Source organism: Halomonas sp. CSM-2, from assembly GCF_002119345.1.
Taxonomy (GTDB): domain Bacteria; phylum Pseudomonadota; class Gammaproteobacteria; order Pseudomonadales; family Halomonadaceae; genus Vreelandella; species Vreelandella janggokensis.
In genome coordinates this window covers 83,542-97,203 of the sequence record NZ_NBYR01000004.1, presented here as the reverse complement: position 1 = coordinate 97,203, position 13,662 = coordinate 83,542, and the positions used below count along the sequence as shown (strand labels likewise).

Below are 13,662 nucleotides of genomic sequence, written 5' to 3'. Positions count from 1 at the left end.
AGGACACCTGAGAGGCCCGCTTTGAGCGGGCCTCTTTGCGTTGACAGACAGCATCTATGGTGATGTTTTTTATGCCACGCTTACCCAGAACCCCGCAGCGCCGAGTGGCTCAAACAACTCGTTGGCAGCGCCGTTCAGCCGCACTTCGAGCGTGGCAAGCTCGCGGCGCAGCGGGTAGTGGGTGCGGCAATGGTCAAAGCCTTTTACCACCCCTAACTGGCGCACTTGGCGCTGAAGGGTGTCGTGATCGCGGCGCGTATCATATACCGCCCGAACGCACAGCCTGAGCGCATCCTCCACCGGCAGCGCCTGCTCGAGCGTCAGACTCTCAAGCGCTGGCGGCGGGCAGAGTTCGTCAAACCCCAACGAGCTCGACTGACCCAGATGGGCCGCCAACGCCTGGTGGATCATCCAACTACCGCGCAGCTTGCCGTCCAGGCTGTGGCCCGCAATATGGGGCGTAGCCAGGGTCGCTAGATCGTGCAGATTCGCGTCGATGGCCGGCTCCTGCTCCCATACATCGAGCACGGCGATGATATCGCCCTGGCCCGCCAGCCGGCTGCGTAACGCCAGACCATCCACACAATCGCCCCGCCCGGCGTTCAACAGCACGCTGCCCGGTGCCAGCTCATTGATTCGCTGTGCGTTGAGCAGATGATGGGTGGAATGAGGGCCGGACGCCACCAGCGGCGTATGCAGACAGAGCACATCACAGCGGGCGATGAGTTCGTCGATATCAGAAAAGCCATGGGCACCTTCCACCTCGGCCCTGGGTGGATCGCAGGCCAGCACCGATATTCCCAATGCTTTCAACCGTGCGAGCAGTCGGCTGCCCACATTACCCACGCCCACTACACCAACGCTGCGCTCACTCAGTGCCCAGCCCTCACGCTCGGCAATCGTCAGCAAGCTGCTGAGGACATAATCGACAACCGCCTCGGCGTTGCAGCCAGGCGCGCTGGCAAAGCCGATACCCTGCTCGTTCAGAAAGGCCTGATCGATGTGGTCGGTGCCGATGGTACAAGTGCCGACAAACCCGACGCGGCTATTGGCAAGTAGAGCCTGATTCACCTGAGTCACCGAGCGGACAATCAACGCATCGGCATCAGCCACGTCGGCAGCGCTGATCTCGCGACCGGGCACGCGCGCAAGCGAGCCGAAGGCCCCAAAGCAAGCGTCGGCGGCTGGGATATTGGCGTCGATAACAACTTTCATAGGCGTTTGCTTATCCGGGCTTTACAATACGCCCGCAACGACGTTTGCTGCAGGCAGGTTTAAGGAGGCGTTACAGAGAATGCCAAGGAGAATGTTTTGATCGTACGCTGGGAAACCGACCATGACTACGTGCTGGTGCATATTCATCAGGACATGCTGGGTGACTGGATATTCAGCCGCGCCTGGGGACAGATCGGCACTCAGTTTGGTGGCCTGAAGCATCAGTTGGCCGACACCCTGGCTCAGGCCCATATGTGGCTGGAAGATGAAACCACCATCCAGGCCTCACGCGGGTTTCGCAAGGTACTCGAAGTGGCTGACAACTCTCCCGAAGGCCAGGAAGCCATGCGCCAGCTTTCACTGCTGGACACGATCTAACACCCCGATATGCTTAACGCCTCACCCCAGATAACGCCGCCCGTCGCGCTGGTGCCTGCCTTTCGGCGCTGGGGCCTCGGGCTTCGTCCCATCGCTGATGGCTGATTCATCAAGCCAGCCACGCGCCCGCAGCCAGTCGCATAGTCGCTCAAGCACATACCCAGCTTCCAGCTCGTTTCCCGCGTCGTCCGCCAACACGGGAATTCGCTCGCCGTAATATGCCAGCAGTGTTTCATCATCAGCCACCTCTATCCGCTGCCAAGCAATGGGCTGCCGGGTTAACGCCGCCACCTGCGCCTCCAGTTCAGCGCAAAGGTGGCAGCCCTGTGTGGTATATAGCGTTAGCCGAATCATGTTGCAGACCTGAATGACGTTACTCGCGGTGGCGTAATAGAAACACCTGATGTGCATTGCTGCGCCGCTGAAAATCCGGGTCAAAACTACGCGCGGTCATATCTTCGACCACGTAGCGCTCGCCAAGCGACTCATCCAGCTTGAAGCGCCGCTGGTTATTGGAGAACACCAGCACTCCGCCCGGCGCCAGTCGCGCCATGGCCAATTCTACCAAGCGCGGATGATCACGCTGAACGTCCAGCGTATCGCGCATCTTCTTCGAGTTGGAGAACGTCGGCGGGTCCATGAAAATCAGATCGAACTCGGCGTTGGCGGTTTCCAGCCAGCGGAAGCAGTCATCGCGCACCACTCGGTGCAGTCTGGGGTCGAGCTTGTTGAGCGTGAAGTTGTCCCGCGCCCACTCAAGATAGGTATTGGACATATCCACGCTGACGCTGTCGCTCGCGCCGCCAAGTGCCGCCTGCACAGTGGCGCTCGCGGTATAGCAGAACAGATTCAGAAAACGCTTGCCGCTGGCCATCTCGCCCAGCATGCGCCTTACGGGCCGGTGGTCAAGAAACAGCCCGGTATCCAGGTAATCGCGCAGATTGACCCATATCCGTGCATTGCCTTCGCGCACCTCGAAACGCTCGCCGCTGGCATCACGTTTTTGATACTGGGCATTGCCGGTTTGCCGCTCACGGCGTTTAACATGGATCTTGCTGGGGTCAACACCCAGTGCGTCGGGCATGACCTCCAGCGCATCGAACAGGCGCTTTTGTGCCTGGGCAGGATCCACCGAACGCGGCGCAGCGTACTCCTGGACGTGCACATGGTCACCATAGCGATCGACCGCCAGGGCGTACTCGGGCATATCCGCATCGTAAAGCCGGTAGCAGGTCTCACCGCTTTGCTTGAGCCACTTTTTCAGGCGCTTCTGGTTTTTGACCAGCCGGTTGGCAAACATCTGGGCGTTCTCGGACCCTTTGGGTGCGGCCTGCGTAACCGCCGATGGAGCACTGTCGCCCTCTTCTACCCGGCTGGTCTTGGGGTCAATGGTCATCAACAACAGCTTGGCATCCAGGGCGCCGTTTTTCAGCGCGTACTGTTTGTGTGCCCGCAGGCCAAGCCGATGCCCCAAATCCGGATTACCGGTAAACACGGCAAGGGTCCAGCCAGGAAACAACGCCTTGGCCTTTTCACCCAGTTGAGCATACAGCTGAACCAGTTCGGGCAGCTCGCCCAGACGCTCGCCGTAGGGCGGGTTGGTAATCATTAACCCCTGTTCGGCGGTCAACTCGGCAGGCCGCGTCAGCTGACCGAGGCGTTGGCCGTGCAGGTGGATCAGAGCGGGAATACCCGCGCGCATGGCGTTGGCCTTGGCAGCCGAAAGTGCCGCCGGGCTTTCATCAAAGCCGGTCAGTGACGTTTTACAACGTTTGCGACCAATCGACGCCCGAGCGTCAGCTTCTCGCTTAAGCTCTCGCCACTCGGTTTCATCGTGACCAGACCAGCCGTGAAATCCGAAACGTTCGCGGTGCAGGTTGGGTGCCTGGTCGGCCGCCATCAGGCCGGCCTCAATCAACAGCGTTCCCGCGCCGCACAGGGGATCCATCAACGGTTCACCCGCTTTGGCGCGTTCGGGCCAACCGGCACGCACCAGCAATGCCGCTGCAAGATTCTCTTTCAACGGTGCGTGCCCCACATCGCGCCGGTAGCCACGACGATGCAGGCTTTCTCCGGATAAATCGATTCCCAGCGTCGCATTGGCCCGGTGCAGATGGGCATAAAGGCGCAGGTGCGGGGCCTTGGTATCAACCGTGGGGCGTTCCTGGCCGGCCAGCTGCAGTGCGTCCACCACGCCGTCCTTGACGGTCTGGGCGCCAAAGCGGGTGTGGCGAATGTGGTCGCTGCGGCCGTGGAAATCCACCGCCATCGTCCGCCCCGGGGCCAGGTGCCGCGTCCAGTCGATACCCGCCACCACAGTGCGTAACTGGTCGGCGGTTTCGATCATCGGCTCGCGAGCCAGGATCAGGATGATGCGATTTGCCAGCCGCGACCACAGGCAAACACGGTAGGCCGTGGACTGATCGGCAGCAAAGTACACGCCTGCCACGGTGGTTTTACCTGGGGTGGCGCCTAACGCAGTCAGTTCGTCGGCAAGCAGGCTTTCGATACCCTTGGGGCACGTTGCCAGCAGCTCTAGGGGGGCAATTTGGCTCGACTCGGTCATGGTAATGGCTGCGCGTAACCGCGCGATATTCCTATATATTGCAAATGAGTTTACGTCTTATGACAATTTGATGGTCGACAAGTGACCCCATCATGGTCTAACAATAAGAGAGTAGCTACTGAAAACGCATGCGTTGCCTGCCAGGGTCTTGAAGATTGTCTCAAGGAGTCGTCTCACGGACCTATGGCGTTGACGAGCGAGCCGCCCGGTGGGTTCAGCACGTGAGTGCTAGACCACTTCGCCCAAACGGCAGTTCACTCTTGAAGTTAGCTCTCGAAATGATGGGGCGCGACATAGAGTTGGGTTTTCTATATCGTCATTCCCCGTTATTTCATCTCAAAGGCTTTCATACAAAGAGGTTAGCCAATGAAACGACAAAAACGTGATCGCTTCCAGCGGGCTTATGTACACGGCTACAAAGCGGGCGTTACGGGTCGCTCCCGTGATGATTGCCCCAGTCAAGAGGTAAATTTACGCGAATACTGGATGAGCGGTTGGCGTGAAGGTCGCGGCGACCAGTGGGATGGCATGACCGGCGTTTCCGGTATCCATAAAAACCCCACTGTTATGACCTAACCCTTAACAACCCTAATCTCTATACATCGTTTTACTGAATACCCCTCAAGCCCGCTTCATCAAGCGGGCTTTTTATCGTTTTGTAGTGCTTCGGCACACTCGCTGACAAGCCTGGGGCCACGATAAATCAGTCCGGAATACAGCTGCACCAAGTCCGCGCCGGCGTCACGCTTGGTTCTGGCGGCCTCGCCGCTGTCGATACCGCCGACGCCGATAATCGGCATATCCGGCAAGTGGGCGCGCAGCAAACGGATGATACGGTTCGAGGCTTCAAACACCGGCTTGCCCGAAAGTCCACCTGCTTCGTCAGCCTGGGGGTCACCCGCCACCATTTCCCGCGAGATGGTGGTATTGGTGGCAATCACCCCGTCAAAGGCGTTGCGCTCGATACTAGCCGCCACCAATGCCACTTCTTCGTCAGTCATGTCCGGGGCAATTTTTACCAGCAATGGCACCTGTCGACCTTCCTGCTCGTCCAGAGCCTGACTGCGCGCCCGGATGGGGCCCAAAAGCGCATCCAACTGAGCGCCAAACTGCAGCGTACGCAGTCCTGGTGTGTTGGGTGAAGAAATATTCACGGTCACATAATCCGCCACCCCATGAACCGCTTCCAGGCAGGCCAGGTAGTCACCCAACGCATCGTCAACCGACGTGGTCAGGTTTTTGCCGATATTAATGCCCACGATACCGCCATAGTGACGCTGCTTTACTTGCGCGACCAGATGCGCAACGCCCCGGTTGTTAAACCCGAATCGGTTGATGATGGCTTCGTGCCCGGCAAGACGAAACAGGCGGGGCTTGGGGTTACCCGGCTGGGCCTGCGGGGTGACGGTGCCGACTTCTATAAACCCGAAGCCAATCTCTCCCAGGGCATCGAGGTGATCGGCGTTCTTGTCCAACCCCGCTGCCAGGCCCACCCGGTTGGCAAAACGCAGCCCCATCAACTCGACAGGGTCATCAACGGGCGGGCCCATCAACCGTTTAACGCCGCCTACGCGGTGCAGGGCATCCAGAGCGCCCAGCGCCATACCGTGGGAGGTCTCGGGGTCGATGCGGAAGAACAGCGAACGGGCAAGGGCGTACATGGAAAGTCTCTTGAAACGAGGAAGGCTTTAAAACGGGCATCATTATAACCTAAAAAAGCGCGCCCGAGTGGGCGCGCTTGATACATCGGTGAAAGCGTCGAACTAGCTTTCGCTATCGCTTTCAGCGAGATCGACCAGTTCACGAATAGCCACCGCGAACAGCGCAAAACCGCCTTCGCTACCGCTACGCACCTCGTCGATCAAGCGACACCAGCGGTTGTGCAGACCCGCGTGCTGTTCCAGCCACTGGGCAACTCGCTCCTGGGTCTCGCGACTGCCCGCTTCCAGCTTGAGCACACTGGTGGTCAGCGCCAACTGCTGGCGGTCAATATCATCACGGAAGGTTTCCCGCGCCTGGGCCTGCCAGGCATCACGCACATCAAGCTGGGTAACCTGCTGAATCATCCAGGGAAGCTCCAGACGGCTACCAATCTCGTAGTACACCTCGGCGACCCGTTGAGGTTTCTCATTAGTGGCCCGGGCCGCCTGGATAATACCCAGCCCCGCATACAGGCTGGGGGCCGCTGCTACGGTTGAGGCTAACGCATCCGGCACGCCCGCTGACTGCAACTCTGCATAGCGTTGCTGCCATGCCGCCTGCTCTTCACCGCTTAACAGCTCACCAATCCCTTCCTGGAGTTGCGTCAGCCGCGGCCGGAAGTACTCGATGGTGTCCTGGGTCGAGAGCCCCATATGCTGGCGCAGGAACCAGCGCGTCGCGCGGCGGATCATGCGCATCACATCCAGCATCATCGCGTACTGAACGCGATTGGGTACCTGATTATCCAGCGCTTCCAACTGGGCCCACAGGGAAGGCAGATTAAAGCTGTCCCGGGCAACCACATAAGCCCGCGCGATGTCCGCTCGGCCAGCGCCCGTTGAATCCATCAGCCGGCGTACGAACACAACCCCCATGTGATCGACAAGATCGTTGGCCACCTGGGTGGCGACGATTTCACGCTTCAGACGGTGGTCATACATTTCCGACCGATAGCGTTCGGTCAGCACCGCCGGGAACAGGCGCTCGAGGTGATGGTGAATATACGGGTCATCGGGCACCTCTGAGGCGATCAGGTCGCCTTTCAGCGTGCTCTTGGCGTAAGAGATCAACACCGAGAGTTCCGGCAGGCGCATCCCCTGCTGCTGGCTTGAACGTTCTTTCAAGACGTCGTCGGTGGGCAGGAATTCAAGTTCCCGATCAATCTGCCCCGCCGACTCAAGTTCGCTGATAAAGCGCCGGTAAGGACCCATGCCCTGCTGGGAAAGAATCGCCGAAAGATCCAGCGCCTGGGTCTGACGGTAGTTATCCAGAATGACCAGATCGGACACCTCATCGGTCATCTCGGCCAGCAACTGATTGCGCTGCTTGTCGGTCATGTCACCGCGTTTGACCACTTCATCAATCAGTATCTTGATATTCACTTCGTGGTCGGAGCAGTTAACGCCCCCGGCGTTATCGATAAAGTCGGTATACACCCGCACCCCTTTGGCAGCCGCTTCCATGCGGCCCAGTTGCGTCAGGCCAAGGTTACCGCCTTCGCCGACCACACGACAGTTAAGGTCGTTGCCGTTGATGCGCAGCGAATCGTTGGCTTTATCACCCACCTCTGCGTCGGTTTCTTCGGAGCCTTTCACGTAGGTACCGATGCCGCCGTTCCAGATCAAGTCGACCTTGGCGACCAGCATGGCGCGGATCAACTCGTTGGGTGACAGCCGCGTCTCTTCAATGCCAAACACCGCCTGCATTTCAGGGGTAATGACGATCGATTTCGCGCTACGGCTGAAAATGCCGCCACCCTGGGAGATCAACGTCTGATCGTAATCTTCCCAACTGGAACGTGGCAGTTTGAACAAGCGCTGGCGTTCGGCAAAGGTAGCGGCCGGGTCCGGTGTGGGATCGACAAAAATGTGCAGATGGTTGAAAGCCCCCACCAGCTGGATCGTCTCGGACAACAGCATACCGTTGCCAAACACATCGCCTGCCATGTCACCGATGCCGATCACACTGAACTCATCACGCTGGGTGTCGATATCCAGGTTCTTAAAGTGACGCTTGACCGATTCCCAGGCCCCGCGTGCAGTGATCCCCATTTTCTTGTGATCATAGCCGTTGGCACCGCCAGACGCGAAGGCATCTCCCAGCCAGTGGCCGTATTCAAGCGAGATTTCGTTGGCAATATCCGAAAAGGTTGCCGTGCCCTTATCCGCGGCAACCACCAGGTAAGCGTCATCTTCATCGTGGCGAACCACGTGTTGTGGTGGCACGACATCGCCCATCACAAGATTATCGGTGACATCCAGCAACGCACGGATAAACAGCTGATAGCAGGCAATGCCTTCTTTTTGCTGGGTCTCGCGGTCGGCATTCTCCGGCATCCGCTTGCAGACGAAGCCGCCTTTCGCGCCGACAGGCACGATCACGGCGTTTTTGACCTGCTGTGCTTTCACAAGCCCGAGCACTTCAGTGCGGAAATCTTCGTGACGGTCGGACCAACGCAGCCCGCCCCGGGCCACCTTGCCGCCGCGCAGGTGCACCCCCTCGACCCGTGGCGAGCAAACAAAGATCTCAAACATCGGGCGCGGCTTGGGCATCCCGGTGACCTTGGAAGGCTCAAGCTTGTAGGCAATGTAGTCCTTGGCTCGGCCATTCTCGGTTTGCTGGTAATAGTTGGTGCGCAACGTCGCCTGGATAAGCTCCATGAAGCGGCGCAGCAGTTGATCGTCATTAAGACTGGCAACCGCCTCAAGGTGCTCATTGATACGCGCTATGCAGTCGCTGGTGTCGTGCTCATCCAGACCTGGGTCGAAGCGCTGCTGGAAAAGCTCGACCAGCGTCTGGGTAATCACGGGATAGTTTGCCAGCGTGGTAGCGATATAATCCTGGGACATGCCAAAGCGAATCTGCTTCAGATAACGGGCATAGCCCCGGAGCATGGCCACTTCCCGCCAGTCCAGGCCTGCACCGATGATCAAGCGGTTGAATGCGTCGTTATCGGCTTCGCCCACCCAAATGCGCTTGAACGCTTCGCTGAACGTTTCGCGCATTTCCGACAGGCTCATTTCGGCGCCGCTGTGCTCCAGCTCAAAATCGTGGATCCAGTAGCGCTGCTGAGGGCTGTTGATATCATAGGGACGTTCACCAATGACCCGCAGGCCAAGGTTTTCCATCATCGGCAGCACATCCGACAGCGGAATCTGCGACGCCCGATGGAACAGCTTCAAATTCACGCCACCGCTCTGCTCTTCCATCGGCCGGTAGAGAGAAAGCGCCAAGTCGTTTTCGCTATCCAGCGTCAGCAGATGCTGGACGTCGAAGACCGCCGTACGCGCGGTAAAGTCTTCGCGATAGCTGGCAGAAAACGCCTCTTGGAATTGTTCCATGAGGTTATTGGCTTGCTCTTCGCCGAACCCCTCGATCATCGCCGCCTGCAAATCATCGCGCCAGCTGCGTGCCAGGCGCGCAACTTTATTTTCCAGGCGTTTCAGGTCGTATTGGCTGGGTGCATCACCATTGAAGCGCAAAATCAGTTGGATACGCGCGAGTACCGACTCCGACAGGTACGTGTTGAAGTCGCCGAAGCGGGCGTCCAACTCGTCGCAGAGCAGATGTTGAATGCGTTGACGCAAATCAGTGGAAAACACGTCCCGCGGCACGAAGACCAGGCACGAATAGAACTTGCCGCTGACATCGGCGCGTATGAACAGCCGCACCTGACGGCGTTCGCGAATATCCAGAATGCCCAACGCCGTACTGGCCAGCGCCTCGGTGTTCATCTGGAACAGGTCATCGCGGGGATAAACTTCCAGCACCTGAAGCAACTGCTTGCCGTTATGCCCCTGCGGGTTGAACCCGGCGATATCCATGACGGCCTTGAGCTTGCGGCGCAGCAAGGGAATATTGCGCGGCGACTCGTTATACACCGTGGCAGTGAACAGGCCGAAGAAACGCCGCTCGCCAATGACATTGCCGTCGTCGTCGTAACGGTCGACAGTGATGTAATCGGGATAGGTGGGGCGATGAACCCGCGAGTGATGAGCGCTCTTGGCAAACGACAGCAACTGCGGCACCAACACGTAGTTATCGTCGTCACCGATACCTTCTTCGGTACGGATCCGCTCGCAATAGCGGGGTTGATCCAGACGGAAAACCCCCAGCACGCTGTCAGGATCCCGGGTCAGCTCACCATCTTCGAGCAGGTACTCATCGTAGCCGAGAAAGGTAAAGTTATCCTTGAGCAGCCATTCCAGAAAGGCAATCGCCTCTTCATGGTCGTCAGGGTCGATTTGCGGCGGGCAGTTTTTCTCGATCTCCTGAATCGAACTGCGAATTTGCTCGCACATGGCATCAAAATCACCCACGGCGGTACGCACATCGCGCAGCACCTCGTGAAGATTGTGCTCGATTGTGCCCAACAGTTCCGGGTCGGTGTGGCGATCAACTTCGATCACCACCAGTGATTCGCGCGCCTCGGGTGCCTGGGCATCGCGGGGTGAACCAAGCGCTTGCAACTGATGCTGGGCATCACGGCTCACCGCTAACACCGCATTTTGAATGGCATGCACCGTTAAACCGCGACGATTGAGCTCGATCCGCACCGAGTCGACCAGGAACGGCATATCCTCGTGAAGCACCGCCACAAAGGTATGGGTCGACTGCCAGCCGTGCTCTTCGAAATCGGGGTTGAACACACGCACTTTGGGGCTTTGAGGATCGTGGTGCTGAAGGAATTGCCAAATCGACAGTGTCGCCCCGTAAAGGTCATCCAGGCGACGGTCAATCAGGTCTTCAACGGGCACCGTCGCGTAGAAGTGACGCGCAAAGGCATCAATGGCCTCGGCGCGGGTCGGCTCCAAGCGATCGTGCAGACGTTCCTGTAGCTGCTTCAACAAATCTTGCCGACTTTCTTCAATCGCAACGTAATGCATCCATCACCTCTACTGCCGGGGCCATCACCTGGCCAAAAAAACGAAGGACAATAGGCCTTTAGGCCATCATTCCAGTTAGCTTACGCTACCCGCAGGCATCGCCCTAGTCACCTGCACGGTTGCTCATAGCGCATACCACTTACGCATCACCAGCATGGGTATCATCATGGTGATGAGCGCCGCGTAAGCCATACCCCACATTCACAATGGTCGGTAAACGGAAACTGGTCAAACAACGCAAAGCGTTCAATCTTGTGGGTTTGCATAAGCTGAGCCAGGTTGTCAGCAAGTGTTACCGGGTTGCATGAAATATAGACGATTTGGGCGTATTCGCTGATCTGCTGGCAACTTTGCTCATCAAGCCCGGCCCGTGGCGGGTCCACCAACACCGTCGAGAAGTCATATGTGTCTAGCGCCATTTCCGCTACACGTCGGCCGCTTTTGTCACCTTTCAGTGCCAGGGCGAAATCTTCAGCCGACATCCGCGCCACCTGAGCATTGGTCACGCCATTGGCAGCCAGATTGACGTTGGCACTGGCCACCGAGGTGCGCGAGATTTCGGTGGCCAGCACGCGGCGGAAGTTCTTTGCCAGGGCAATGGTAAAGTTACCGTTACCGCAGTATAGCTCGACTAAATCCTCTTGCTCGCGCCCCGCTGTCACGTCGCAGGCCCATCCCAGCATCGCCTGGCAGATATGCGCATTGGGTTGGGTAAAGCTGTTCTCGACCTGCTGGTAATGCAGCGTGCGGCCCTTCACTTCCAGGCGCTCCCAGACGTGATCCTGGGTAAGCACAAGGCGTTGCTTGCGCGAACGACCAATGATCATGATGCCCAGTTCTGCCTCTAACGCGCGTGCCTCGGCTTCCCAGTCATCGCCCAGCGGACGGTGATAGATCAGCGTCACCAGCGCCTCGCCGGAGAGCGTGGTTAAAAACTCGACCTGGAACAGTCGACGGCGCAGCTCATCGCTTGCCAGAAAGGCGTCGCGTAACCGCGGCATCAACCGGTTGATCGCCTCGCTGGCCACCGGGAACTGATCGAGCCGGATAACGCGCTTGCTCTTGGGATTCCCCGGGGTGACTTCGAACATGGCGTAGAAAAGATCATCGCCCTCATGCCAGATACGAAACTCACAGCGCTGGCGATAGTGGCTGGGCGGCGAGGCAAACACCTCCATGGTCGGCGGCTCGAAGGACGCAAAAAGGCGTTCGACATAGGCCTGCTTGTCGGCGAGTTGCTCGGCATAGCGTTCGGGGTCAACGTCGGGAATAGCCAAAGCGGCTCCTCTTTATATTCGTAAACAATATTTGTGAACATCAAGGCGCAAGGGTTAAGGGCTGCGCGGGGTGAAAACCATAGCGTGACAGACCATCCGTTAAATGCGGGGCCGGAGCCGTGGTAAAGCAACGTCCGTCCGCCGCACTCGTTAACAGCGTCCCCGCCACCTGGCCGACGCGCCGGGCGATGGCATCGCCGGAATCGACCCAGTTGAGCGGCACAGGGGCAAGCTCGACCAACCAGGGTTTCAAGAGAGGGAAATGCGTGCAGCCCAGCACAATCGTATCCAACGCGGGGGCATGCGGCCCAGACGTAGGCGGGACGGGCGCGGTGAGATCTGGCTGAGCGGCCTGCCAGAGCGGCGCCATCGCTGCCTGGAGGCGCGCTTCATCGGGGGGATGACCTGCCAGCCAAGCTTCGGCTTCGCTCACCAGAGCATCTGCTGCGACCCTGGTCACCACGCAGTCGCTGGCAAAGCGGTCGATCAATGCCTGGGTGTAGGGACGACCGACGGTAGCCCTGGTGGCCAGCAGCGCGATATGGCGGGTCTGGCTGAGCGCCGCCGCCGGCTTGATCGCCGGTACCGTACCCACTACGGGAATCGTCAAATGCCAGCGCAGCCTTTCAAGGGCCAGGGTGCTGGCGGTATTGCAGGCGACGACCAGTACGCTGGGCTGGCAGGCCGCCACGGCCGCCAGGCAAACGGCCACAATGCGGTCGGCAAGCGTGGCGTCGTCACGCAGGCCATAAGGCAGCCATGCGTTGTCGCAGGCATAACAAAAACCGGCGTGGGGGTAGTGCTGTCGTAGCGCTGCCGCTACCGAAAGCCCGCCCACGCCGGAATCAAATATAAGAACAGGCCCCTGGCTCATCCTTTCACGCTACAACCGATGCTTATGCCCACTATCGCCCCTGCCTATTGACCCAGTCTGCGTTTCATCAAGGCGCCTAGTTTAACACGCACGCGCTAGCTGATAAGCCATCGTCAGCCCGGTCAATAGACAAACTTACACGTTGGGCACATCGGCGCCGCGCAGCTCGGCATAAAGTTCCGGGTACGCCAACTGCAGACGCTCAAGCGATTGTTGAGCCTCAGCCGGCAACGACTGGCGCAACGCTTCCATGTCATCTTCGCTGAAGTGCTTGTCGATTAACGGAAACAGCTCCTCACGCTCGTGACGCAAGTAGGCCCGATGGGCGTCCAGGTAGGCTTTCAAATCGTCGGCAAACCTATCCATCGGCAGCACGTTATCCATCAGAATCATATCGATATCATTGGATAGCTGCTGCAGACGAGGCGTCAGTTGCCGATAATCCTCGGCCATTTTCTCGGTGAGGGACGAGTATTCGGGCGCCACCTTACCCAGGCGTTCGACGCAGATCCGCTCCAACGGCACGGCAAAGCCGTCCATATAGGACAAGATGTAATCCACCACCTCGCGCATGAGTTGAAAGTTGGGACGTTCGCCCTGAGCCAGCGTCTTTTGCTTGAGCTGCAGGACGTGCAGCATCCTTGCCATGTTGGCATGATCCGAACGCAGTTGGTTTAACATTGGGCCGTCTCCTTTATCGTCTTACGCCAAAGGTAGTCTGAGCAGACATGCTTTACCATACACCTTAAGATAACAAACCCAACA

At 58.6% G+C, this 13,662-nt stretch carries 10 protein-coding genes; 2 read left to right on the top strand and 8 right to left on the bottom strand.

Annotated features, from left to right (window positions below):
- Positions 1-69: 69 nt before the first annotated feature.
- On the bottom strand, positions 70-1,215 hold the full coding sequence (pdxB, locus tag B7L15_RS04260; protein ID WP_085917775.1) for a 4-phosphoerythronate dehydrogenase PdxB: 1,146 nt from the start codon (positions 1,213-1,215) through the stop codon (positions 70-72).
- 96 nt (positions 1,216-1,311) lie between these two features.
- Between pdxB and B7L15_RS04255 the strand changes: the two genes are divergently transcribed.
- Positions 1,312-1,593, top strand: a complete 282-nt coding sequence (locus tag B7L15_RS04255) for a hypothetical protein (protein WP_085917774.1) — start codon at positions 1,312-1,314, stop codon at positions 1,591-1,593.
- A gap of 21 nt (positions 1,594-1,614) precedes the next feature.
- Here B7L15_RS04255 and B7L15_RS04250 read toward each other — a convergent pair whose 3' ends face one another.
- Together B7L15_RS04250 and rlmKL are read right to left on the bottom strand one after the other, a co-directional pair.
- A complete protein-coding gene (locus B7L15_RS04250; RefSeq protein ID WP_085917773.1) occupies positions 1,615-1,947 on the bottom strand; it encodes a glutaredoxin family protein in 333 nt (110 codons plus the stop codon).
- Positions 1,948-1,966: 19 nt separating this feature from the next.
- Positions 1,967-4,159, bottom strand: coding sequence for a bifunctional 23S rRNA (guanine(2069)-N(7))-methyltransferase RlmK/23S rRNA (guanine(2445)-N(2))-methyltransferase RlmL (gene rlmKL / locus B7L15_RS04245; RefSeq protein ID WP_085917772.1), 2,193 nt, complete (start codon positions 4,157-4,159; stop codon positions 1,967-1,969).
- Positions 4,160-4,525: 366 nt separating this feature from the next.
- Between rlmKL and rmf the strand changes: the two genes are divergently transcribed.
- Positions 4,526-4,735 carry a ribosome modulation factor gene (gene rmf, locus B7L15_RS04240; protein WP_066317995.1) on the top strand — a complete coding sequence of 70 codons (210 nt, stop codon included), beginning with the start codon at positions 4,526-4,528 and terminating at the stop codon, positions 4,733-4,735.
- Between the two features lie 59 nt (positions 4,736-4,794).
- Here the strand turns inward: rmf and B7L15_RS04235 are convergent, their stop codons facing one another.
- From B7L15_RS04235 to B7L15_RS04215, 5 genes are all read right to left on the bottom strand, one after another.
- Complete coding sequence (locus tag B7L15_RS04235) at positions 4,795-5,820, bottom strand: quinone-dependent dihydroorotate dehydrogenase (protein WP_085917771.1); 1,026 nt, start codon at positions 5,818-5,820, stop codon at positions 4,795-4,797.
- Between the two features lie 102 nt (positions 5,821-5,922).
- Positions 5,923-10,746, bottom strand: a complete 4,824-nt coding sequence (locus B7L15_RS04230) for an NAD-glutamate dehydrogenase (RefSeq protein ID WP_085917770.1) — start codon at positions 10,744-10,746, stop codon at positions 5,923-5,925.
- A 164-nt stretch (positions 10,747-10,910) separates the two neighbouring features.
- On the bottom strand, positions 10,911-12,023 hold the full coding sequence (gene trmA / locus B7L15_RS04225) for a tRNA (uridine(54)-C5)-methyltransferase TrmA (RefSeq protein WP_085917769.1): 1,113 nt from the start codon (positions 12,021-12,023) through the stop codon (positions 10,911-10,913).
- A 40-nt stretch (positions 12,024-12,063) separates the two neighbouring features.
- Positions 12,064-12,897 (bottom strand): glutamate racemase, encoded by an 834-nt coding sequence (locus tag B7L15_RS04220; RefSeq protein WP_085917768.1) that lies wholly within the window; start codon positions 12,895-12,897, stop codon positions 12,064-12,066.
- A gap of 135 nt (positions 12,898-13,032) precedes the next feature.
- Positions 13,033-13,578, bottom strand: a complete 546-nt coding sequence (locus B7L15_RS04215; RefSeq protein WP_066318002.1) for a hemerythrin domain-containing protein — start codon at positions 13,576-13,578, stop codon at positions 13,033-13,035.
- Positions 13,579-13,662: the final 84 nt, after the last annotated feature.

What these genes read in the sequence shown, in the direction of transcription:
- pdxB (WP_085917775.1), bottom strand. Translation starts at nt 1,215, where the DNA reads ATGAAAGTTGTTATCGACGCCAATATCCCAGCCGCCGACGCTTGCTTT.
- B7L15_RS04250 (WP_085917773.1), bottom strand. Translation starts at nt 1,947, where the DNA reads ATGATTCGGCTAACGCTATATACCACACAGGGCTGCCACCTTTGCGCT.
- rlmKL (WP_085917772.1), bottom strand. Translation starts at nt 4,159, where the DNA reads ATGACCGAGTCGAGCCAAATTGCCCCCCTAGAGCTGCTGGCAACGTGC.
- rmf (WP_066317995.1), top strand. Translation starts at nt 4,526, where the DNA reads ATGAAACGACAAAAACGTGATCGCTTCCAGCGGGCTTATGTACACGGC.
- B7L15_RS04235 (WP_085917771.1), bottom strand. Translation starts at nt 5,820, where the DNA reads ATGTACGCCCTTGCCCGTTCGCTGTTCTTCCGCATCGACCCCGAGACC.
- B7L15_RS04230 (WP_085917770.1), bottom strand. Translation starts at nt 10,746, where the DNA reads ATGCATTACGTTGCGATTGAAGAAAGTCGGCAAGATTTGTTGAAGCAG.
- B7L15_RS04220 (WP_085917768.1), bottom strand. Translation starts at nt 12,897, where the DNA reads ATGAGCCAGGGGCCTGTTCTTATATTTGATTCCGGCGTGGGCGGGCTT.
- B7L15_RS04215 (WP_066318002.1), bottom strand. Translation starts at nt 13,578, where the DNA reads ATGTTAAACCAACTGCGTTCGGATCATGCCAACATGGCAAGGATGCTG.